The organism is Bradyrhizobium sp. (assembly GCF_047605465.1).
GTDB lineage: Bacteria > Pseudomonadota > Alphaproteobacteria > Rhizobiales > Xanthobacteraceae > Bradyrhizobium.
Window position 1 is genome coordinate 1 of sequence record NZ_JASGFS010000003.1, and the last position, 22,422, is coordinate 22,422.

General features: G+C 66.7%; 16 protein-coding genes. 7 read left to right on the top strand and 9 right to left on the bottom strand.

The features are described 5' to 3' along the window. Together ppdK and QM712_RS03710 are read left to right on the top strand one after the other, a co-directional pair. Positions 1–2,369 (top strand): pyruvate, phosphate dikinase (gene ppdK, locus QM712_RS03705; RefSeq protein ID WP_415021693.1); only part of this gene is annotated, 2,369 nt, incomplete at its 5' end. 574 nt (positions 2,370–2,943) lie between these two features. Further along, positions 2,944–4,398, top strand: a complete 1,455-nt coding sequence (locus QM712_RS03710) for a cell wall hydrolase (protein ID WP_415021694.1) — start codon at positions 2,944–2,946, stop codon at positions 4,396–4,398. A gap of 170 nt (positions 4,399–4,568) precedes the next feature. Here the strand turns inward: QM712_RS03710 and nadC are convergent, their stop codons facing one another. The 3 genes from nadC to nadA are packed head-to-tail and all read right to left on the bottom strand — an operon-like array spanning position 4,569 to position 8,230. Next, complete coding sequence (gene nadC, locus QM712_RS03715) at positions 4,569–5,447, bottom strand: carboxylating nicotinate-nucleotide diphosphorylase (RefSeq protein WP_415021695.1); 879 nt, start codon at positions 5,445–5,447, stop codon at positions 4,569–4,571. 9 nt (positions 5,448–5,456) lie between these two features. Beyond that, complete coding sequence (locus tag QM712_RS03720; protein ID WP_415021696.1) at positions 5,457–7,064, bottom strand: L-aspartate oxidase; 1,608 nt, start codon at positions 7,062–7,064, stop codon at positions 5,457–5,459. Between the two features lie 59 nt (positions 7,065–7,123). After that, positions 7,124–8,230, bottom strand: a complete 1,107-nt coding sequence (gene nadA / locus QM712_RS03725; RefSeq protein ID WP_415021697.1) for a quinolinate synthase NadA — start codon at positions 8,228–8,230, stop codon at positions 7,124–7,126. 381 nt (positions 8,231–8,611) lie between these two features. On the opposite strand from nadA, the gene QM712_RS03730 reads away from it, so the two are divergent. The 5 genes from QM712_RS03730 to QM712_RS03750 all read left to right on the top strand — a co-directional run bounded on the left by QM712_RS03730 (position 8,612) and on the right by QM712_RS03750 (position 15,799). Then, complete coding sequence (locus QM712_RS03730) at positions 8,612–9,865, top strand: MFS transporter (RefSeq protein ID WP_415021698.1); 1,254 nt, start codon at positions 8,612–8,614, stop codon at positions 9,863–9,865. A gap of 40 nt (positions 9,866–9,905) precedes the next feature. Next, on the top strand, positions 9,906–10,892 hold the full coding sequence (locus tag QM712_RS03735) for an MDR family oxidoreductase (protein WP_415021699.1): 987 nt from the start codon (positions 9,906–9,908) through the stop codon (positions 10,890–10,892). A 113-nt stretch (positions 10,893–11,005) separates the two neighbouring features. After that, the gene (locus QM712_RS03740; protein WP_415021700.1) at positions 11,006–11,617 is read left to right on the top strand and encodes a hypothetical protein; all 612 of its coding nucleotides are present in this window, start codon (positions 11,006–11,008) and stop codon (positions 11,615–11,617) included. 240 nt (positions 11,618–11,857) lie between these two features. Next, positions 11,858–13,828 carry a methyl-accepting chemotaxis protein gene (locus QM712_RS03745; RefSeq protein ID WP_415021701.1) on the top strand — a complete coding sequence of 657 codons (1,971 nt, stop codon included), beginning with the start codon at positions 11,858–11,860 and terminating at the stop codon, positions 13,826–13,828. Between the two features lie 282 nt (positions 13,829–14,110). Further along, positions 14,111–15,799, top strand: coding sequence for a methyl-accepting chemotaxis protein (locus tag QM712_RS03750; protein WP_415021702.1), 1,689 nt, complete (start codon positions 14,111–14,113; stop codon positions 15,797–15,799). 4 nt (positions 15,800–15,803) lie between these two features. On the opposite strand, the gene QM712_RS03755 is transcribed toward QM712_RS03750, so the two are convergent. The 6 genes from QM712_RS03755 to QM712_RS03780 all read right to left on the bottom strand — a co-directional run bounded on the left by QM712_RS03755 (position 15,804) and on the right by QM712_RS03780 (position 22,334). After that, complete coding sequence (locus QM712_RS03755; protein ID WP_415021703.1) at positions 15,804–18,515, bottom strand: DUF2339 domain-containing protein; 2,712 nt, start codon at positions 18,513–18,515, stop codon at positions 15,804–15,806. Positions 18,516–18,564: 49 nt separating this feature from the next. Next, complete coding sequence (locus tag QM712_RS03760) at positions 18,565–19,533, bottom strand: NUDIX hydrolase (protein ID WP_415021704.1); 969 nt, start codon at positions 19,531–19,533, stop codon at positions 18,565–18,567. A 22-nt stretch (positions 19,534–19,555) separates the two neighbouring features. After that, entirely contained in the window at positions 19,556–20,062 is a 507-nt protein-coding gene (locus QM712_RS03765) for a tyrosine phosphatase family protein (protein ID WP_415021705.1), read from the bottom strand. 156 nt (positions 20,063–20,218) lie between these two features. Then, entirely contained in the window at positions 20,219–20,833 is a 615-nt protein-coding gene (locus QM712_RS03770; RefSeq protein ID WP_415021706.1) for a YfbR-like 5'-deoxynucleotidase, read from the bottom strand. After that, the gene (locus QM712_RS03775; protein ID WP_415021707.1) at positions 20,830–21,456 is read right to left on the bottom strand and encodes a DNA-3-methyladenine glycosylase I; all 627 of its coding nucleotides are present in this window, start codon (positions 21,454–21,456) and stop codon (positions 20,830–20,832) included. The genes QM712_RS03770 and QM712_RS03775 overlap by 4 nt, the downstream gene beginning before the upstream one ends. Then, positions 21,453–22,334 (bottom strand): YgfZ/GcvT domain-containing protein, encoded by an 882-nt coding sequence (locus QM712_RS03780; RefSeq protein WP_415021708.1) that lies wholly within the window; start codon positions 22,332–22,334, stop codon positions 21,453–21,455. The genes QM712_RS03775 and QM712_RS03780 overlap by 4 nt, the downstream gene beginning before the upstream one ends. Positions 22,335–22,422: the final 88 nt, after the last annotated feature.

The window sequence follows — 22,422 nt, forward strand, 5'->3', positions numbered from 1 at the left end:
CGGGCATGATGGACACGGTGCTGAACCTCGGCCTCAACGACAAGACGGTGCTGGGCCTCGCCAAGTCGTCCGGCGACGAGCGCTTCGCCTGGGACAGCTACCGCCGCTTCATCCAGATGTACTCCAACGTCGTGCTCGACGTCGGCCATCACTATTTCGAGGAAGCGCTCGAGATCAAGAAAGAGGATCTCGGCGTCCAGATGGACACCGACCTCAAGGCCGCCGACTGGCGGTCGGTCGTGGCCGAATACAAGAAGCTGGTCGAGAAGCGCACCGGCAAGCCGTTCCCGCAGGAGCCGCGGGAGCAGCTGTGGGGCGCCGTCGGCGCGGTGTTCGAATCGTGGATGAACCAGCGCGCGATCACCTATCGCCGCCTGCATTCGATCCCCGAGAGCTGGGGCACCGCGGTCAACGTGCAGGCCATGGTGTTCGGCAACATGGGCGAGACCTCGGCGACCGGAGTCGCGTTCACGCGCAACCCCTCGACCGGCGAGAGCAAGCTCTACGGCGAATTCCTGATCAACGCGCAGGGTGAGGACGTGGTGGCGGGCATCCGCACGCCGCAGGACATCACCGAGGACGCGCGGAAGGAGTCCGGCTCCGACAAGGCGTCGATGGAATCGGCGATGCCGGAGGCGTTCAAGGAGCTGACGCGCATCTACACGCTGCTCGAGAAGCACTACCGTGACATGCAGGACATGGAGTTCACGGTCGAGCAGGGCAAGCTCTGGATGCTCCAGACCCGCGGCGGCAAGCGCACCGCCAAGGCGGCGCTGCGCATCGCGGTCGAGCTCGCCAACGAGGGCCTGATCTCCAAGAAGGAAGCGGTGACGCGGATCGATCCCGCCTCGCTCGACCAGCTTCTGCATCCGACCATCGATCCCAACGCCAAGCGCGACGTGATCGCGACCGGCCTGCCGGCTTCGCCGGGCGCGGCCTCCGGCGAGATCGTGTTCTCCTCGGACGAAGCGGCCAAGCTCCAGGCCGACGGGCGCAAGGTCATCCTGGTCCGCATCGAGACCAGCCCGGAAGACATTCACGGCATGCACGCCGCCGAAGGCATCTTGACCACGCGCGGCGGCATGACGTCGCATGCCGCGGTGGTTGCGCGCGGCATGGGCAAGCCCTGCGTCTCCGGCTGCGGCACCATCCGTGTCGACTACGGCCGCGGCACCATGAGCATCGGCTCGCGCACCTTCAAGACCGGCGACGTCATCACCATCGACGGTTCGCTCGGCCAGGTGCTCGCCGGCCGCATGCCGATGATCGAGCCGGAGCTGTCCGGCGAATTCGGCACGCTGATGAACTGGGCCGATCAGGTCCGCAAGATCGGCGTGCGCGTCAACGCCGACACGCCGGAGGACGCGCGTACCGCGATCAAGTTCGGCGCTGAAGGCATCGGCCTCTGCCGCACCGAGCACATGTTCTTCGAGGAGACGCGCATCCGCACGGTGCGCGAGATGATCCTCTCCGAGGACGAGCAGTCGCGCCGTGCGGCGCTGGCGAAGCTGCTGCCGATGCAGCGCGCCGACTTCGTCGAGCTGTTCGAGATCATGAAGGGCCTTCCCGTCACGATCCGCCTGCTCGATCCGCCGCTGCACGAGTTCCTGCCGCACACCCATGCCGAGGTCGAGGAAGTGGCGCGTGCCATGAACACCGACCCGCGGCGCCTGGCTGACCGCGCGCGCGAACTGTCGGAGTTCAATCCGATGCTCGGCTTCCGCGGCTGCCGCATCGCGATCGCATACCCCGAGATCGCCGAGATGCAGGCGCGCGCGATCTTCGAGGCGGCGGTCGAGGCGCAGCGGCGCACCGGCAAGGCCATCGGCCTCGAGGTGATGGTGCCCCTGATCGCGACCAAGGCCGAGCTCGATCTCGTCAAGGCGCGCATCGATGCCACCGCGCAGGCGGTGATGCGCGACACCAACACCAAGCTGGCCTACCAGGTCGGCACCATGATCGAGCTGCCGCGCGCCTGCCTGCTCGCGGCCGAGATCGCGGAGAGCGCCGAGTTCTTCTCGTTCGGCACCAACGATCTCACCCAGACGACGTACGGCATCAGCCGCGACGACGCGGCGAGCTTCCTCGGTCCTTACGTCGCGAAGGGCATCCTCGCGGTCGATCCCTTCATCGCGCTCGACCAGGAAGGCGTCGGCGAGCTCGTCAAGATCGGCGTCGCGCGCGGCCGCAAGACGCGCGCTTCGCTCAAGGTCGGCATCTGCGGTGAGCACGGCGGCGATCCCGCCTCCGTGGCCTTCTGCCACAATATCGGCCTCGACTACGTCTCCTGCTCGCCCTATCGCGTGCCGATCGCTCGCCTTGCGGCGGCGCAGGCCGCGCTCGGCAAGGCCGTCGCCAGCCAGGCGTAGGCGAATCGAGATCGCGAGATGCGAGAGAGGCGGGGCCAAACCCCGCCTCTCTCTTTTCGTGCGCCGTTCGCTCAACGCCGTCATTGCGAGCGCAGCGACACAATCCCGAGTCTTTCCACCGTTGACGATCTGGATTGTCGAGCTTCGATCGCAATGACGAGACTACGGTGCGTACGCTTTATTCTCGCAATCATCGTGCGGTTTGACCGAGCGATCCAGCACGGCGAGACGCGAGCGATTGAATCGAGAAGCTGCGGCGTGCCGGATGCCCCCGCCTGTTGCGGGGCACGACAGCGCGGCCGCAAACAAGAGAATCACGCGCGTCCCGTAATGAGACGCGCCATCAAGGGTTCCTTCACCATTCCTGTTGACGGGATGTTTACCGCTTCGCGTGAGGCGGCATTTACCAACGATCCCGTTTGCAAGCGGAAACAGCGGCGATTGCTTGAGTGTGCCGCGCACGCAACGTCGATTAACGCCCCAGCAACCTAAATTAGATACTGACGGAAAGGATCGAATTGCACGGATGTACTGGGTTCGGTCAAACCAGCGTAAGCGTTGCGTGAGCGTATCGATGTTTGTGTTGCGTAACCATCCGAAGGGCGCGCGGTTCGCGTCCTTCGGACTCGGTCTCTGCATCTTCGCATTGATGCCGAGAGAGATCGGATATCAGGATATTGGGTCGCTGCTCGCGCGCCAGCCCGGCGTTGCCGAGCGCTGGCAGCGTCAGGTGTTCTCCGCGGCGTCCTCCATTCAGCTCGCCACCTACAGCTTCTCGCGTCCGATCGGAACCTCGGTTCCGCAGAGCGCGATGGTTCGCCTCGCAAGCCTCGACGGCCGCGACGTCACAGGCGCGATCACGCGCAATCCGGCGCTTCAGGCGCCGCCGCGCTACCAGGCCTCCGATTTTCCCAAGGTCGACCGCGCGCTGAAGGGCGATCGTCTCACCACCGTTACGCCTGCCGCGACGCCTGATGCGGTCGCACCCGCCGCCGCGCCGGCGCAGCAGGATCCCGCGACCTCGAACAGCTCCGTGTTCGGCGCCAAGACCGTCGCTCTGCCCCAGCCGATGTCGCCGGAGTCGGCGGCGGCGCTCGATCCCGAGCTTCAGGAGGCCATGCGCGCACCGCCGCTGCCGCAATATTCCGACGCGCCGAAGGCCGACGATGCCGCACTCTCGATGGCGGCCCAGCCGCTCAACGCGTTGAAGCAGGCCACGGAGGCCGCCGCGCCGCCGCGCGATCCCTTCAGCGTCAAGACCTCCAACCTGTTCTTCGGCAGCTCCTCGCTCGGCGGCAATCTCGAAAGCATCGAGAGCTGGCAGCCGGGGGCCGAGCCGCTGATCGTGACTCCGGATCCCGACATGAAGGTGACGGCGTCATTGGCGCCGGCGCTGGAGGATGCCGCCAAGGACACCGAAGGCGGCGAAAGCGTTGCGCCGAAGGGCGAGGTCAATGCCGACAACCAGCGTGCCAAGTCGCCCGCGGAGCGGCTCGCGCTCGACGACAAGGCGCGTTCGAAGTCCGAGAAGTGCCTCGCCGAAGCCGTCTACTTCGAGTCGCGCGGCGAAGCCGTGCGCGGGCAGATCGCGGTCGCGCAGGTGGTGATGAACCGCGTGTTCTCGGGCAAATATCCGGAGACCGTGTGCGGCGTCGTCTATCAGAACAAGTACCGCCACTTCGCCTGCCAGTTCACCTTCGCCTGCGACAACAATCCCGACGTGATCCGCGAGCCCGAGATGTGGGAGCGCGCCAGGAAGATCGCCAAGGCGATGCTCGACGGCCAGATCTGGCTGCCCGAAGTCGGCAAGTCCACGCATTATCATGCCTATTGGGTGCGTCCGTCCTGGGTCGCCGAGATGAAGAAGATGTACAAGTTCGGCGTGCACACCTTTTACCGGCCGCGCGCCTGGGGTGACGGTAGCGAGGAGCCGAGCTGGGGGACCCCGGCGCAGACCGCCGCGCTCTCCGCCGAACTCGCCCAGGAAGCGAAGAGCTCGGCCGAGATGGGCGTGACGGAGCGGCGGTAAGCGGTAGGGACGCCACGACGCGAGCCTGCTCCCTCGCCTCGCTTGCGGGGAGAGGGTTGGGGTGAGGGGGCCCTCCACGGGAAGGGTGAGACTTCAGTGTGCGGACACTCCCGCTCACCCGGAATCCGCGAGACGCGCACACCCGCCGCAAGTGGGGAGAGGCGAAGAGTTCACGCCGCGATATCAAGCGCGCAGTCGAAATTGGGCGCCGAATGCGTCAGTGCGCCGGACGAAACGTAGTCGACACCGGTCGCCCCGATCGCCGCGATCGTCTCCAGTGTGACGCCGCCCGATGCTTCCAGCGTGAGGCGGCCCTCGTTGAGTCTCACCGCTTCGCGCAGCGACGCGAGATCCATGTTGTCGAGCAGAACCGCATCGGCAAGCCCGGTGTCGAGCACCTCGCGCAATTGCGACAGCGTGTCGACCTCGATCTCGAGTTTGACGAGGTGGCCTGCATGGGCGCGGGCCCGCTCGAGCACCGGACGGATGCCGCCCGCCACCGCGATGTGGTTGTCCTTGATCAGGAACGCGTCGTCGAGCCCGAAGCGATGGTTGAAGCCGCCGCCGCAGCGCACGGCGTATTTCTCCAGCGCGCGCAACCCCGGCGTGGTCTTCCGCGTGCAGCAGATGCGCATCTTCGTGCCTTCGGTCCGGGCGACGTAATCGGCGGTCAGCGTCGCGATGCCCGACAGGCGTCCGACGAAGTTCAGCGCGGTCCGCTCCGCCGTGAGGATGGCGCGCGCAGGACCGGAGATCGTCAGGACGTGCTGCCCGCGGGCAACCCGCGCGGCATCGCGGACATGCGCCCGCACCTCGATGCCTAACGAAAGCTTTTGCAGGGTCGCCAGCGCCAGCGGTAAACCGGCGATGATGCCGGATTGGCGCGCGACCAGGATCGCCTGCGCCGTCGTGGCTTCCGGAATCGTCGCCAGCGAGGTGATGTCGCCGGCGCGGCCGAGATCCTCGTCCAGCGCGCGGTGCACGGCCTCATCGATTGCGAGCGGTGAGAGGAAAGCGTCGGGATTGAGCAGAGACGTCGGGATGATCATGGGAGCTCCTTAGGCGATCATGGATTGCGCGGTGCGCGGCAATGGGTGGTCGGTCAAGGTTTCCGCGACCTCGCGTGCGGCCGCGAGCGTGGTCGTCGTTCTCTGCGCCAGTGCGGGCACGGCCGCCGGATGATCGGACCGGAAATGCGCACCGCGGCTCTCGCGGCGGCTCCAGGCCGCGGTGGCCACGAGCAGGGCCGACGTCGCCATGTTGCGCAGTGCCGGACTTGAGGCCTCACGTTCCAGCGCGCCGAAGTGACGTACGGCTTCCGCAAGCCCGTCCTCGTCGCGGATCACGCCGACCTGCGAGCTCATCATCGCCCGCAGCTGATTCACGATCGCGGCGGCCGCAGCGCCATTGCGCGGCGTCACCAGTCCATCGGGAAGGCGGGCAGGCGAGGGGATCGCGCGGCCCGCAATGTCGTTGGCGATCCGTGCGGCATAGACCACGGCTTCGAGCAACGAATTCGACGCAAGGCGGTTGGCGCCGTGCGCGCCGGTGCACGACACCTCGCCGCCGGCCCACAAGCCGTCGATCGAGCTGCGGCCGTGCTCGTCCACCGCAACGCCGCCCATATGGTAGTGCGCGGCCGGTGCGATCGGGATGGCCTGCGTGACGGGATCGATACCGGCGGCGATGCAGCTTGCATGCACGGTCGGAAACCTGTCGGCGAAACGCGAGCCCAGGGCCTGACGCGCATCGAGAAAGGCGCCGCGCCCGGCCGCAATCTCGGCAAAGACGCCGCGAGCGACGATGTCGCGCGGCGCGAGTTCGGCGAGCGGATGGAGCGTCTCCATGAAGCGCTCGCCATTGCCATTGATCAGCGTCGCGCCTTCGCCGCGCAGCGCTTCCGTCGCGAGCGGAGCGGGGTCGCGGCCGGCCATGATGGCGGTCGGGTGAAACTGCACGAATTCGGGATCGGCGATCACCGCGCCGGCGCGCGCCGCAATCGCGAGGCCGGATCCGGCGGCCTCGTGCGGATTGGTGGTGACGGCATAGAGATGACCGATGCCGCCGGTCGCAAAAACCACCGCGCGGGAGGCCAGCAGCACAGGGCGAGTTGCCGCATTCCCGACCTCCCGCAACTGGAGTCCGGTGACCGAGCCATCCTCGGTCAGCAGGGTTTCGGCGACGAGGCCTTCGATCACGCGGATCGACGGCGTGCGGCGCACGGCCTCGCTCAGCGCGGCAATGATCGCCGCGCCGGCGCCGTCACCGCGCACATGCACGATGCGTCGTGCCGAGTGCGCGGCTTCGCGGCCGACTGCGAGCCGGCCTTCGAGATCGCGATCGAAAGGCACGCCGTAGGCGAGAAGGTCGTGGATGCGCGGGGCCGCCTCGCGCGCGATCCCGAGCGCGACCGTATCGTCGACGATGCCGCCGCCGACGGCGATGGTGTCCGCGGCATGCGCTTCGGGCGTGTCGCCCTCGGCCACCGCGGCCGCGATACCCCCTTGTGCCCAGGCGGAGGATGCTCCGTGTCCGAGCGGTGCCGCCGAGATCAGGGTGACCGGACGCGGCGCGAGCTTCAGCGCGCAGAAGAGGCCGGCGAGTCCGCCGCCGACGATGACGACGTCGTCGCTGGTACGGGTGAGGTTGTGGATGTTGTTTGTCATGATTGTTCCTTGTGCTCCGTCTTCGTCCCGGCAAATGCCGGGACGGTGGTGAGTCGTGGCTAGTTCTTGAGATTGATCATCCGTTCGACCGAGCGCCGGGCGCGCTCCGCAAGCGCGGGCTCGATCGTCACCTCCTCGCGAAGCGTCAGCAGGCTGTCGAGGATGTTGGGAAGCGTGATGCGTTTCATGTGCGGGCAGAGATTGCAGGGACGCAGCATCTCGACGTCCGGCAGCTCGGCCCGCACATTGTCAGCCATCGAGCATTCCGTGATCATGACGAGCCGCCGCGGCCGCTTTTCGCGCACCCAGTTGATCATGTGCGCGGTCGAGCCCGTGAAGTCGGCCTCCGCCAGCACGTCCGGCGGACATTCGGGATGCGCGATGATCTGCACGGACGGATCGGCCTCGCGGTAGCTGCGCAGCTCTTCTCCGGTGAAACGCTCATGCACTTCGCAGGCGCCCTTCCAGGCGATGATCTTCACGTCGGTCTTCGAGGCCACGTAGGTCGCGAGATAGCGGTCGGGCAGGAAGATCACGCTGGGCGCACCGAGGCTCTCGACCACCTGCACGGCATTGGACGAGGTGCAGCAGATGTCGACCTCGGCCTTCACCTCGGCCGATGTGTTGACGTAGGCGACGACGGGCACGCCGGGGAATTTCTCGCGGAGCAGCCGCACGTCGGCGCCGGTGATGCTGGCGGCCAGCGAACAGCCGGCGCGTGTATCGGGGATCAGCACTGTCTTGTCCGGGTTGAGCAGCTTCGAGGTCTCGGCCATGAAGTGCACGCCGCACTGAACGATGATGCCGGCCTTCACCCGGGTGGCTTCGACGGCGAGCTGGAGCGAGTCGCCGCCGATATCCGCGACGCAGTGGAAGATCTCCGGCGCCTGGTAGTTGTGCGCGAGGATCACCGCGCCACGTGCCGCCTTCAGCTCGTTGATGGCCTTGATGGTCGGTGCCATCAGCGGCCACTCGATCGGCGGGATGACGTGTTTCACGCGCTCATAGAGCGGCGCGGTGGCCCGCTCGACCTCGGCCGTCCATTCCAGCGGCGGCATCGGCAGCGCCGGCGCGAGTGCGGCAGCGGGTTTCCGCGGCGAGGGAGCGATATGATCGTGCGGGCGGAGGGCAAGGTCGTCGCGGCCGTAAATTCCGGTGATGGGCATGGGAGCCTCCCGTGCAAATCCATATATGCTCATATTGAGTATATATGGAGCCTGATAAATCCGGCCGTGAGGCCGGTGTTTGCTGCTGGCAGCCTGCCCGCATTCGCGAACAGGTCGGCCTCATCCATATATGCTCAGAATGAGTAAATCAAATCTATCATCTGCGGCGCGCCGTCGCCAGCTCGTCTCGGACACGTTTCCGTCAATCCATGCCGGTCGAACCGTGCGTGCTCGCGCCGCGGGACTCGCGGAAACGCAATGCTGCGCCGGCAGCTCTTCGTGGAACGCAATGATTTTTGACTTGGGATTTTCATGCAGTTGCATTAAACGGCTTGTTGCGGCTGCCTATTCCGGATCCGCCAGCGACAGATGAGGAAGCGCATGTCGACACAAGTGGGCGAGCTCGGTCCGGCCTCACGATCCTCCAGCTGGCGGACGCCGGGGATCATCATCCTGTGCGGCTGCGCGATCGCCATGCTGGGCTTCGGTCCGCGCTCCACGCTGGGCTTCTTCGTGCAGCCGATGAGCCACGAGTTCGCCTGGGGCCGCGACGTATTCGGTCTCGCGATCGCCGTGCAGAATCTGCTGTGGGGATTGGGCCAGCCTCTGGCCGGCGCGGTTGCCGATCGCTTCGGCCTGTTCCGCGTGATGTTCGTCGGGGCACTGCTTTATGCCGGCGGCCTGCTCTTGATGCGCTACTCGGCGACGCCGATGTCGCTGAACATCGGCGCCGGCGTCATGATGGGCTTTGGTCTGGCCGGCTGCTCGTTCAATCTGGTGCTGTCGGCATTCAGCAAGCTGCTGCCGCCCGAGAAGCGCGGCCTTGCGCTCGGCGCGGGCACCGCGGCGGGTTCGTTCGGGCAGTTCCTGTTCGCGCCGATCGGCGTGGCGCTGATCGACAATTTCGGCTGGCAGCAGGCGCTCACTGTGTTCGGCCTCCTGATGCTGCTGATCATCCCGCTGTCGCTGGCCCTGTCCACGCCGCGGGTCGAGAGCACGGTCAATGCCGCGCCGGCGGACCAGCTCTCATTCACCAGGGCGCTCACGGAAGCCTTCGGCCACCGCTCCTATGTGCTGCTGGTGCTCGGCTTCTTCACCTGCGGTTTCCAGCTCGCCTTCATCACGGTGCATCTGCCGGCCTTCCTCGTCGATCGCGGCATCTCGGCGCAAACCGGCGGCTGGGTCATCGCGGCGATCGGCCTGTTCAACATCGTGGGATCCCTGAGCGTCGGCTACCTCCAGAACTCGCTGCCGAAGCGCTACATCCTCTCGACCATCTATTTCACCCGCGCGCTCGCGACGCTGGCCTTCATCTCGTTCCCGATCACGCCGTTCTCGGCGATCGCGTTCGGCGCCGTCTCCGGGCTGGCCTGGCTGTCGACCGTGCCGCCGACCTCGGCGCTGGTGGCGCTGATGTTCGGGACGCGCTGGCTCGCCACGCTCTATGGCTTCGCCTTCGTCAGCCATCAGGTCGGCGGCTTCCTCGGCGTCTGGCTCGGCGGCATCGTGTTCGAACGTTTCGGTTCCTATACGCCGATCTGGTGGCTCTCGATCCTGTTCGGCGTGCTGTCTGCGCTGATCAATCTCCCGATCGTGGAAAAACCCGTTCAGCGGGCGGTTGCGCAGCCTGCCTGATCGGCTAAACATCCCCTGAAACAAGTCAGGGAGTTCAGCCGTGGCCACATTCAAGGCGATCCGGATCGACAAGGCGGACAAGGGCACCACCGCCGCGCTCACGCAGTTCGACGAAGCCGAACTGATGGAAGGCGACGTCACCATCCGCGTGGAATGGTCGACGCTGAACTACAAGGACGGTCTCGCGCTCACCGGCAAGGCGCCGGTGGTGCGCCGCTTCCCGATGATCGCCGGCATCGACTTCGCAGGCACTGTCGAGCAATCCTCGCATCCGCAATGGAAGGCGGGCGACAAGGTCATCTGCACCGGCTGGGGAATGGGCGAAACCCACCTCGGCGCCTATGCCGAGAAGGCGCGGGTGAAGGGGGACTGGCTGGTCGCATTGCCGCAGGGCCTGTCGGCGCGCGACGCCATGGCGATCGGCACGGCGGGCTTCACCGCGATGCTCTCGGTGCTGGCGCTGGAGAAGCATGGCCTGTCGCCGAAGAGCGGCCCCGTGGTGGTGACGGGCGCGGCCGGCGGCGTCGGCTCGGTCGCGACAGCCGTGCTGTCGAAGCTCGGCTATCACGTCATTGCTTCCACCGGCCGGGCCTCGGAAGCCGACTATCTCAAAGAGATCGGTGCGGCCGAGGTCATCGACCGCAATGAATTGTCGGGGGCGGCCAAGCCCCTTGCCAAGGAACGCTGGGCGGGCGGTGTGGACAGCGTCGGCTCGACAACGCTCGCCAACCTGCTGTCGATGACCAAGTATGGCGGCGCCATCGCGGCCTGTGGTCTGGCGGCTGGCATGGACCTGCCGTCATCAGTCGCCCCGTTCATTTTGCGCGGGGTGTGCCTTCTCGGCATCGATTCCGTGATGTGCCCGATCGAGCCGCGGAAGGCCGCCTGGCAGCGCCTGGCGTCCGATCTGGACCGGACCAAACTATCTGAAATCACTCAGGAAATTTCACTCGACCAAGTCTCGGATTGGGGCGCCAAAATCCTGGCGGGCCAGGTCCGCGGCCGCATCGTGGTAAAAATTGTCTAACGACGTTCAGACTTTACCAACCAAGCTGCTTCAATGTCGCCATGGTTAGTATGGTAAGCAGCGGGTAAAGAGATCAGGCATCGCCCGCCGCGGGGTTCGTTCGGAGTTTGAGCATGCTTGCGCGTATTGTGTTGGGGGCCGTCACGGCGGCAGCGGCAATTGTGCCGGCCGTCGCAGGAAGCATGAACGCCGATGAGGCGCGCCGCTTCGTTGCCGGCAAGGTATTCGCCTTCACCTGTTTCGATGGGACCCGCGGCGCAGGCCGTATCCTGGACGACCTCGGCGCAGCCGGCGCAGTGCAGTTCTCCGGCGCGGGCCCGGTCCGTCATCTCCGCCTGCCCGGGAACACTCTCCAGATTCGTGGCCAGAACGTTTGCGCCTCGATCAAGGGCATTCCGTTCGAGCCCTGCTTCAACCTCGAGAAGACCGACGACCGCAGCTTCCGCGGCTCGGTATCGGGCATGGGCTTCGCCTATTGCGACTTCCACCACCAGGGCGGCAACCAGATGCTGATGGCGCGTGCCGTTGCGCGGCCGCGCTCGCTGCGGGCGCCGGAGCGGACCGGCTCGGTCGGTCCGTCGAGCACCGAAGTCGCCGCGCGCGTCGAGACGCCTCGCGTCGAGAGCAGCCGGATCGAGCCGGTGAAGTCGGAAGCCAAGTCGGAAGCCAAGTCCGAGCCCGCCAAGAACGAGGGCGCGCTGGAATTGCGCCGCTCGACCGAGTGATCCGGCTGCGCGGAAGCTTCCGCGCATACCATCTCTGAAGACTGATTTCCGCGGCTTGCCGCCCGTGCTTGTTTTCGAGTGCGGGCGTGGCCGTCGTGCGCGCCGATGTTGCGGTGCCGCGACGAATGCCGCGCACGGTTAACTTTCCAGAAAAACGAAGCAGGCATGATCTGCCCAATTTCCCGGCACCGCCTCGTGCCGCCCTGACATTTTCATCGCAAGCACATTGGGAGCTCGTCAATGAGCGGCCTTTCCATCCGCCTCACCCACAAGGTCATGGCGATCGGACTTTTCGGCCTCGTCGGTCTCATTGCGTTCGGCGCGATCTACGAGATCGGCAATCTCTCGCAGGACAGCTCCCGCGCCGCCGCCAACCGCGCTCGCGCGATCGCCGATCTCAACAAGCAGCTCTCGATCGAGATGCTGGAAGCGCGCAGCAACGAGAAGAACTTCCAGCTGCGCCGGAACGAGAGTTACGCGAAGGCCCATGCCGAGCTGATGGGGCCGATCAATCGCGATTTCGACGAGGCCGGGCGGTTGATGTCGGCGGGCGGCATGAACGCCTTGTCCGACAGGATGAAGCAGGCCCAGGACGGCTTCAGGCGCTACGCGTCCGATTTCAACGCGCTGGTGGCGGCGGAGGTCAGGCTTGGCCTCAACGAGACGCTCGGCCTGTCCGGATCGCTTCGCGCTGCCGTGCACGACATCGAGGCCAAGCTGAAGGAGATCGACAATCCCAGGCTGACGAGCTGGATGCTGACCATGCGGCGGCACGAGAAGGATTTCATGCTGCGGCGTGATCCCAAATATGTCGCGGAGCTGAAGAAGGCCGCAGCCGAGTTCTCCAAGGCGATGGCGGGCGCGAGCGTATCCGCGGACGCGACGAGCGACATCGCGGCCAAGCTCCAGAAGTACCAGTCCGAATTCGCGGCGTGGGCGGAAACCGCGCAGCAGAGCGCGGCTCTCGATGCCGGCATGGTGAAGACCTTCCGCGAGCTCGAGCCGGTGATGGTCGAGGTGCGGAGCGCTGTCGAGGACCTCTACAAGCAGGCCGACGCCGCCGAGGCCGCGACGCGTGATGCCGTGCGTCTGTGGATGATGATCGCATTCGCCGTCACCGTCGTCGTGCTTGCGGTGGTGGGCTTCATGCTGGGCCGCTCGATCTCCAGGGCGCTGTCCGCGATGGTCGATGCGATGACGCGGCTCGCGCGCGGCGAGCTCTCGATTGCCGTTCCCGGCAGCGGACGCAACGACGAGATCGGCGAGATGGCCGGCGCGGTCGAGGTGTTCAGGAATAACATGGCGGAGGCCGAGCGGCTGCGCGCCGAGCAGTCGGAAGCGGACGCGCGCCGGCGCGCGCAGCGCAAGGCCGACATGCAGCGTCTCGCCGATGGTTTCGAGGGCGCGGTCGGCGAGATCATCGAGACCGTCTCGTCGGCGGCAACGGAGCTCGAGGCATCCTCCAACACCTTGACGCAGGCGGCCGAGCGTTCCAACGGCCTCGCCACCACGGTCGCGGCTGCGTCCGAGGAAGCCTCCACGAATGTGCAGTCGGTTTCGTCCGCAAGCGAGGAAATGACGACGTCGATCTCCGAGATCAGTCGCCAGGTGCAGGAATCGGCGCGCGTCGCCGACGTCGCGGTGGAACAGGCGCAGCGCACCAATGCGCGCGTCGCCCAATTGACGAAGGCGGCCGCACGCATCGGCGACGTGGTCGACCTGATCAACAGCATCGCCGGCCAGACCAACCTCCTGGCGCTGAACGCGACGATCGAAGCGGCGCGGGCCGGTGATGCCGGCAAGGGCTTTGCCGTGGTCGCGGCCGAAGTGAAGGCGCTCGCCGGGCAGACCGCGAAGGCCACCGGCGAGATCAGCCAGCATATCGACGCGATCCAGGCGGCGACCCAGGACTCCGCCGGCGCGATCAAGGAGATCGGCGACACCATCGCGCGCATGTCCGAAATTTCGTCGACCATCGCCGCCGCGGTGGAGGAGCAGGGCGCCGCGACGCTGGAGATCTCCCGCAACATCCAGCATGCGGCGCAGGGAACCTCCGAGGTCTCGGCCAACATCAACGATGTGCAGCGTGGCGCCGGTGAGACCGGGGCTGCTTCGGCGCAGGTGCATTCGGCCGCGCAATCGCTGTCCCGCGAGAGCAACCGGCTGAAGAGCGAAGTGAGCCGTTTCCTGGAGTCGGTACGGGCGGCCTAAGCCGCCAAGCATGCGCCTGCGGCGGCATGACGCGGCCGCGGTTCCCGCCCGGAGACGATTGCAATGTGTGGTTGCGACGAATTGTCGATGCCGACGATTCGGATATTCGTAGTTCTACCCAGTTCTTGTTAACGGCTGTTTGCAACAATGAGCGCAATCTTACCCGACAAGAACCAGCCAGCATTGTTGAACCGACCCCCGTCCCGTCATCCGTCGCGATGATGGCGGCGCGGGTGATTTTTGCGCGTTGCCAAGCATCTTCCATTGACCGGGGTTTTCGTGATGTCGAACTTGTCGATCCGATTCAAGATCTTGACCGTCCTCAGCATCCTCGTGCTCTCGCTCGCGGGCGTCGGCGTGATGGCGATCGGTACGATGCAGACCATCAATGCCCACACTGTCGAGATCGCACAGAGCTGGCTGCCGAGCGTGCGTGCGCTCGGCTCGCTCCGTGCCGACATCAACGAACTGCGCGTCGCGCTCCGCCTGCACCTGATGCAGGACGGTGCCGAAGGCAAGGACGCGGCCGAGAAGCGGCTGGCCTCGCTGCGCGACCGCATCGAGCAGACCCGCAAGGTCTACGAGCCGCTGATCACCTCGCCTGAAGAGCGCTCGCTGTACGAGCAGTGGGCGAAGGCGTGGGCGGAATACCTGAACGGCGTGCAGGACGTGATGGCGCTGTCGCGCAAGAGCCCGGGACGCTTCCCGACCGATGCCAACGAATTGCTGCAGACCAAGGTCGCGAAGATGGCCCAGGCGGCCGATCCGCTGCTGCTGAAGGATATCGAGCTCAACAACCAGGGCGCCGAGACCGAGACGAAGCAGGCCGCCGAGAGCTACACCACCATCTTCCGCGTGCTGGCCGGCGTCATCGTGCTTGCGATCCTGGTCGCGATCGGTGCAGCCTATTATCTCGTGCAGGACGTCTCGCGCGGCATCGCCTCGATCATCCATCCGATGCAGGCGCTCGGCGAAGGCGAACTCTCGGCCGAGGTGCCGCATCGCGGCGAGAAGACCGAGATCGGCTCGATGGCGGATGCGCTCCAGATCTTCAAGGAGGCGCTGATCGCGAAGAGGGCCGCCGACGAGGCCGCCGCGCGCGATGCCGAAGCCAAGATCGAACGCGCGCGCCGCGTCGATGCCATCACCGGCAAGTTCGAGGCCATGATCGGCGAGGTCGTCGGAACCGTGTCGGCGGCATCAACCGAACTCGAGGCATCCGCGACGACGCTGAGCAGCACCGCGCAGCGGGGACAGGAACTCGCGACCGTCGTTGCCGCGGCCTCCGAAGAAGCGTCCACCAACGTCCAGTCCGTGGCCTCCGCCTCGGAGGAGCTGTCGTCGTCGATCACGGAGATCAGCCGGCGTGTGCAGGATTCGGCACGGATGGCCGCTGAGGCCGTCGAGCAGGCCGCGCGGACCAACGACCGCGTCAATGCGCTGTCGCAGGCTGCGTCGCGGATCGGCGCCGTCGTCGAGCTCATCAACACGATCGCGGGCCAGACCAATCTCCTTGCGCTGAACGCGACCATCGAGGCGGCCCGTGCGGGCGAAGCCGGCCGCGGCTTCGCCGTCGTCGCCTCCGAGGTCAAGGCCCTGGCCGAGCAGACGGCGAGGGCGACCGGCGAGATCGGTCAGCAGGTCGCGGGCATCCAGGCGGCGACGGAAGAATCGGTCAGCGCCATCCAGGAGATCGGCGGCACCATCGAAAGGCTGTCGGAAGTGTCGTCAGCGATCGCCGCCGCGGTCGAGGAGCAGGGCGCGGCGACCCAGGAGATTTCGCGCAACGTGCAACAGGCCTCGGTCGGCACGCAGGAGGTCTCGTCGAACGTCACCGACGTGCAGCGCGGCGCGGTCGAGACCGGTTCGGCTTCGACCCAGGTGCTGTCGGCCGCGAAATCGCTCGCGAGCGACAGCACGCGTCTCAAGGTCGAAGTCGCGCAGTTCCTGGAGTCCGTCCGCGCGGCCTGATCCTTTACGCGCTCGTCTGCGGAGCCGGCGGCGGGACCTGCCGCCGGAACAGGATGCGCTGGTAGAGCCAGCCGATCGCGACGAGCACGATGCCGAGGCACATGAACGACAGTGCGCGGTAGACGCCGGTCAGCGTCGACATGTCGATCACGAAGGCCTTCAGGATCGTCAGCGCGATGACGGCGGCGGATGCCAGCCGGGCGCGTTCGGAGTTGACGAGGATGCCGACGCCGAGCAGCACCACGCCGAAGGCGAGCCAGCCGATCGAATAGGTGTACTGCTCCGCCCCCGAGGTCCCGCCGCTGGTCAGGATCGGGCCGTGATAGAAGCGGCGGATCTCCAGCGTCAGGTAGGTGAGCGCGAATACCAGTGCTCCGCCCGCGATCGCGTTCGCATAGGCTTTGCCGCGTCCGCCGACGGCCGCATAGGACAGCAGCAGCATCAGCACCGCCGGCAGCGCATAGCCGAGCAGCAGCAGATTGAACACCGCGCCGCCGACATCGATGCGCCAGAGCAGGGGGTTCTCCAGGAACAGCAAGCCGAACACGCAGATGACGCCGGCGATGGCGGTAAGCGCCACGGCGCCGACATTGTGCACGATGCTGCGGCTCCTCAGCTGAAGCCGCTCCAGTCCGATCGCCATGGCGAGCGTCACGCACACCTGGAGCGCGCATTCGAGCAGGGACGGCGGTGATGTCATGTTGCCGCCGGTCGCGAAGTGGCGAACCTCCATGAAGGCGAGAAGCGCAGTGAAGAGGATCGCGGCCGCTTCCACCATGCGCAGCGGTGCGTCATCGCCGCGGCGGCGCAGGAAACGGCTGGCCGTCCAGAACGAGAGCGCCGGCAGGCCGTAGCCCCACAACAGCCAGTTGAAGATCGGCGTGGTCCCGACGGCGTCGCCGACGATGCGGGGATCGTAGGCGATGCGTGCGGTGACGATGGCCGCGAAGATGGCGGCCAGCCAGCGCAGGAACGGGATCGGTCGCTGCATCGAGATCCAGGCGGTGCCGAGCGACATCAGCGCGAGCGCGATGGTGAGCCAGCCCTTCTCCAGAGCGAAAGTCAGCGCCAGAGCCAGCGCGCCGAGCGTGCCGGTCGCGAACAGCGCGGCGGAGATCGCAACGCCGGGCCGGGTCTCGCGCCGGGTCAGCGCTTCCGTCGCGGCGCCGAAGGCGGCGGCGAGCAGCACGGCGAGGATCGCGAACGGGATCGAGCGGTCGAGATGCGCGATGCGTGCGTAGAGCGCGACCAGGAGCGCGATCGGCGTCGCGACCGCGGTCGCGGACCACACCACCGGGATGATGGCGGAGTTCGAGCGACCCTGCGCGAGGAATCCGGCAATGCCGAAGCCTGCCGCAAAGACCGCTGCCGTCACGAGGTGCAGCGTCACGGAGCCGTCGGTTGCGGTCGGTCCGATGCCCGGCAGCGGACCGCCCGGCAGCACCAGCATGTCCGGATTGGCACGAACCGCCCATTCGGCGAAGACGATGAAGACGGTCGCCGCGGCCGCACCCAGCGCCCCCGTCGCAGCCGGAGCGCGCCAGGCGACGAACGGCGTTGCCGCGACCAGCAGCGTGAAGGCGATCAGCGCCAGGTCGGCATGCGCGCTCGACAGCACGATCAGCATGGCGCCGAACAGATAGGCCCCGAGCGCACTGGACGAGACCGGCTCGATCTCGCCGTCGTCGATGGTCGGGCCGAACATGAAGCCGCAGACGACGAGGAGCGCGGCGAGAACGAAACCCGCGATCGCATGGAAGGCGTGCGGAGCCACCAGCAACTCGCCGAGATCGAGCCCCGGGAAGATCCAGAGCACGGCGAAGACGATGGTGGTCACCGCGAGCCAGCGCCACAACCGGATGCGGGCGAGGCCGAAGCTCGCCGCCGTGACGATCGCAAGATAGATGTAGAGCGCCCAGTAGTCCGGCTTGTCGCTGGAGACGAGGATCGGCGTCACGAACGCGCCGGCCACCCCGAGGCCTGCGAGCGCGGGCCCGTGCAGCAACGCGGCCGCAAGCGTGCCGAGTGCGACGAGGCCGAGCAGCACGAATGCGGTCGCAGGCACCAGGAAGCCGTAGAGCGCGTAGGCCGCATAGACCGTCGCGAACGCGACGGCCGTGCCGGCAGCGGTGAGGATCGCGGGGATGTTGGCGATCGGCAGGGCCTGGATGCTGGACAGGCTCTCCTTGCGCCGGGTCCATTCGCCGGCGCCGAGCAGCGCGAGGGCGAACAGGCCGCCGAGGAATACGCGCACGCCGGGGCCGAGGAGGCCGGCTTCGATCGAATAGCGCACCATGAAGAAGCCGCCGAGCGCGAGCGCAAGGCCGCCGATCCACACCACCCATCGCGTGCCGAGACGCTCCTCGAAACCGGGGGCGGGCGCGGGCAGCGAAGGCGGCGTGACGGTCGCAGCCGCGCCCGTCTCGAGTCGTGGCTCGACCGGCTCCGGTGTGGGCGGCGGTGCGGCCTCGGGCGCGAGCGGGGGAGGCTCCACGGCTGTCGTGGCGGATGCCGCGGCCTGATCGGGCCCGGGCATCAGCGGCGGCGGCTGCACCTGCACCGGCTGCACCTGTGCCTGTCGCTGCGCGTACAGCATCGCCTCGAGCGAGCTCAGTCGTCGCCGCAGGTCGGCCGCCTGGCTGGAGGCCTTGATCGCGATCAGGAAAGCGACGATCGCGATGATCACCGCATAGACGTCAAACGGGCCGTCGAACATGAAGCCTCCAGGCAATCGGCGCGCGGGGTCCGATCGCATGTCATTTGGTTTAGCGCCGCGAGCGGACGCGCAAGCCGGGCGCCGGCCGCTCCTGCAGCACGTCGCGGCGGAAGCGGTAGAGCGCCGCCGGACGTCCACCCGTCTGTGTCGACGTCACCCCGGTCGGTTCGACCAGGGCTTCCGTTTCAACGAGGCGGCGGAAATTCTGTTTGTGCAAGTGCCGGCCGGAGATGGCCTCCACCGTGTACTGCAATTCGGTAAGTGTGAATTCGGCGGGCAAAAGTTCAAAGACCACAGGGCGATACTTCAGTTTCGCGCGCAGCCGCGCGATCGCCGTGGCGAGAATCCGGCGATGATCGAAGCGCATCGAGATGCCGAGCGCAGGCGGCGTCTTGCGCGCCAGGGCGGCAGGTCGGCCATCCCGCCGCGCTTCCTCGATCAGCCCGGCTTCGTACAACAGCTCGTAGCGATCGAGCACGCGTTCCTCGTCCCAGGGCGCGCCGTCGAGGCCGAAATAGAACCGCACGCGATCCTTGCGCGGCAGCGCGCGCGTGGTTTCCGGCGTTTCCTGCTCGGCCCATCTGGTCAGCGCGGGGATGATGTCGCGGGCGATGATCGCTGGCGGCTCCTCGCGCCGGTCCTCCCAGGGGAAGAAGCGATACCACGGCTCGAAGCTCGCCCCCGTCGCGGCGAGTTCGCCGTCGACCGCGCGCGTCAGCGCGAGATAGCCGATCGACACCATGTGCGCACCGGTGTCGCCGGCCTCGGCGTGGCGGCCGCGATCGCCGAACGTATAGAGCTGTTCGACATAGCCGAGCCGCAGGCCCGCCTGTTCCTCGACCCAGGCCCGCAAGCCGATCTCGAAGGTGCGGTGGGCGAGTGCATCGAATGGACCGAAGGGCAGGCCGGCAAGTCCGTCGTCGCCGCGAGCGGTGAGAATCAGGGGTTCATGGTCCTCGATCGCGACGATCGCGGCCGTCAGGCCGATCTCGATCGGCGTCAGCAGCGTCTCGCTCATGCGGTGCGGATCGCCGGTGTCATCATTCGAGCTCGATCACGAAGGGGCGTCCCTCGACCATCATCGAGCCGGGGCCCATTTCGTCGAGCGCACGCAACATGCGGCCGTTGCGTCCGAGCGCGCGGTCGGCGAGGCCGACGATGCGCCGGTTCGGCGAGGCGATCGGGGATGCCGCGCGAATTTTCCTGGCGATCTCGATCTCGTCGCGATCCGGATTGAGCGCGCATACGGCCGCGAACGCACTCGCGGTGGAGCGGCTGATGCCGGCATAGCAGTGCACCACCATCGGCGCGCTGCGGTTCCAGCCGCGCACGAAGTTCAGCACCTGATCGATATGCGCTTCGGACGGCGCGACGAAACCATCCATCTCCTCGGTGATGTCGTCCATCGACACCTTGAGATGATTGGCCGGCAGCACGGACACCGGCCGCGCCACCTGCTCGACATTGGCCATCACCGTCAGCACGTGGCTGGCCCCGGTGAGGCGGACGGTCTCAGGAAGTGCGGCAAGGGAACAGACGTGGATCATGATGGACCTTTTTCTTGATTATAGCCGTGGTCGCGGGGTCGGCAAAGCGCCTCTACGGCGTCGTCCCGGCGAAGGCGGGGCACCCATGACCACGGGCTCGATTGCTCGGGAGACGGCGAGGGAAGAGCGAAAGGCGCCACCGGCCCATCATGACGATCACGCAAACACGGCGTTGAACCGTTCCAGAAATTGCTTCTCGGCCCGCGCCGCCGTCCAGGGCGTCAGATAGTCGCGCCGGATGCTCTCGGACAGCCCGGGATCGCGGCCGAACAGGCGCCTGGCCTCGCTCTCGCCGAAACCGGCGAGGTCGGTCGCCTCCAGATAGGCCGCGCCGCGATCGGCGGCCTTGACGGCGAGGGTGATCTCGTCCGGCAGCACCGGCGGCAAGCCGAAGCGGACGTGGATCGCGCCGAGCAGGCGCTTCTCGACGGCCTTGTAGTGTCCGTCGAGCACGGCCTTGAACGGCGAGATCATGTCGCCGATCACGTATTCCGGAGCGTCGTGCAGCAGCGCCGCGAGCCGCATGCGGTCGTCGGCGCGTGGTGCTTCGTGCCGCATCACCGTCTCGACCAGCAGCGTGTGCTGCGCGACCGAGAAGATGTGCGCACCGGTGGTCTGGCCGTTCCAGCGTGCAACGCGCGCAAGGCCGTGCGCGATGTCGGCGATCTCGATGTCGAGCGGCGAGGGGTCGAGCAGGTCGAGGCGCCGGCCGGACAGCATCCGCTGCCAGGCGCGGGATTGCGCGTCGCGCGTCGTCTTCTTCGCGGTCATCTGGCCTTGAGGCGCGGCTTGCGCTGCGTCTTGCCGCAGGTCGCATGGCAGTGGCAGTCGACGAGATGATCGTTGACCATGCCGGTCGCCTGCATGAAGGCATAGACGATGGTCGGGCCGACGAACTTGAAGCCGCGCGAGGACAGCTCCTTGGAGACCTGCACGGAGAGCGGCGTCGAGGCCGGCACGCTCGCGCTGGTCTTGAAATGGTTGATCTTGGGACGGCCGTCGAGGAAGTCCCACAGCAGATTCGAGAAGCCGGGGCCCTTCTCCATGATCTCCAGATAGGACTTCGCACTGAGGATCGTGCCGTCGATCTTGGCGCGATTGCGCACGATGCCGACGTCGTTCATCAGCGCATGGACCTTCTTGGCATTGTAGCGCGCGATCTTCTCCGGCTGGAAATCGTCGAACGCCTTGCGGAAGTTGTCGCGCTTGCGCAGGATCGTGATCCAGGACAGGCCGGCCTGGAAACCATCGAGGATCAGCTTTTCATAGAGCGCACGGTCGTCATATTCCGGCACGCCCCATTCGGTGTCGTGATAGGCGACGTAGAACGGATCTTCGCCGGGCCAGGGGCAGCGCGTCAAACCGTCGGGATGCAGGCGGGGCGCGCGGCTCATGCGATGGGCTGCTTGGCTGGAATGCGCACGACCTCGGGTTCGGCGAGTTTCACGGCGAGGCCGCCGGCGGTGAGCGGCTGGCCGGCATCGAGCGCGTCGGCGACGCGGTCGATGCGCACCAGCGCGATGCCCTTGCCGCGCGCCGACGAACCCATCGTGCCGACCGGCTTGTCGCCGGCCAGAACGCCGATGCCCGGCTCCGGCGCGAGGTCATCGAGCAGCACCCTGACGCTGCGGGTGCGCGCGGTGCCGCGATGCTGCATGCGCGAGACGACCTCCTGGCCGACATAGCAGCCCTTGTCGAAATCGACACCGGCGAGACGATCCATGTTGGTCTCGTGCGGGAACGCATCGCTGTACATGAAATCGAGCCCGCCCCGCGGCACGCCGAGCGCGATGCGGTGCGCCTCATATTCGGTGGCATCGACCAGTTCGGCGCCGATGAGGTCGGAGAGCTTCTGCTTGAGATCTTCCGGAATCAGGATGCGATAGCCGAGCGCTTCGTTGCGCGGGTCGGCGAAGGCGAGATCGGGCTGAGCCGCAGGCTGGCCGTCCCAGGCCGCGAGCACGCCGAGATCGTCGGAGAGGTTTTCCACCGTCACCTTGGCGCGCAGCTTGTAGAACTTCAGCTTGGTGGCGAATGTGTCCGCCAGGGCCCTCGGGCAATCGATCAGGAACCCGCCGCCGTGGCCCGCGGGCGCCTCGGTGATCAGGAAATCCACGATGATCTTGCCCTGCGGCGTCAGCAACGCCCCGAATCGGCCAAGGCCCGGCTTCAGCCTGTCGACATCGGTCGTGATCAGGCCGTTGAGGAAGTTGCGCGCATCCTCGCCCGCGACCTTGACCACGCCCCGGTCGGGAAGAAACGCTGATTTCATGCGAAAATCTCTTGCGACATGTTGCTCCGGAACGTAAGCCCGCAAGGCAAAAACGACAAGACCTCGAGCCCTGCGCTTGGGGATGAGA

Bases quoted from the DNA above. Each gene is read 5' to 3' on its own strand.
- QM712_RS03765 (WP_415021705.1), bottom strand. From the start codon at position 20,062: ATGATCCACGTCTGTTCCCTTGCCGCACTTCCTGAGACCGTCCGCCTC.
- QM712_RS03730 (WP_415021698.1), top strand. From the start codon at position 8,612: ATGTCGACACAAGTGGGCGAGCTCGGTCCGGCCTCACGATCCTCCAGC.
- QM712_RS03750 (WP_415021702.1), top strand. From the start codon at position 14,111: ATGTCGAACTTGTCGATCCGATTCAAGATCTTGACCGTCCTCAGCATC.
- QM712_RS03740 (WP_415021700.1), top strand. From the start codon at position 11,006: ATGCTTGCGCGTATTGTGTTGGGGGCCGTCACGGCGGCAGCGGCAATT.
- QM712_RS03770 (WP_415021706.1), bottom strand. From the start codon at position 20,833: ATGACCGCGAAGAAGACGACGCGCGACGCGCAATCCCGCGCCTGGCAG.
- QM712_RS03755 (WP_415021703.1), bottom strand. From the start codon at position 18,515: ATGTTCGACGGCCCGTTTGACGTCTATGCGGTGATCATCGCGATCGTC.
- QM712_RS03780 (WP_415021708.1), bottom strand. From the start codon at position 22,334: ATGAAATCAGCGTTTCTTCCCGACCGGGGCGTGGTCAAGGTCGCGGGC.
- nadA (WP_415021697.1), bottom strand. From the start codon at position 8,230: ATGCCCATCACCGGAATTTACGGCCGCGACGACCTTGCCCTCCGCCCG.
- QM712_RS03710 (WP_415021694.1), top strand. From the start codon at position 2,944: ATGTTTGTGTTGCGTAACCATCCGAAGGGCGCGCGGTTCGCGTCCTTC.
- nadC (WP_415021695.1), bottom strand. From the start codon at position 5,447: ATGATCATCCCGACGTCTCTGCTCAATCCCGACGCTTTCCTCTCACCG.
- QM712_RS03745 (WP_415021701.1), top strand. From the start codon at position 11,858: ATGAGCGGCCTTTCCATCCGCCTCACCCACAAGGTCATGGCGATCGGA.
- QM712_RS03775 (WP_415021707.1), bottom strand. From the start codon at position 21,456: ATGAGCCGCGCGCCCCGCCTGCATCCCGACGGTTTGACGCGCTGCCCC.
- QM712_RS03720 (WP_415021696.1), bottom strand. From the start codon at position 7,064: ATGACAAACAACATCCACAACCTCACCCGTACCAGCGACGACGTCGTC.
- QM712_RS03760 (WP_415021704.1), bottom strand. From the start codon at position 19,533: ATGAGCGAGACGCTGCTGACGCCGATCGAGATCGGCCTGACGGCCGCG.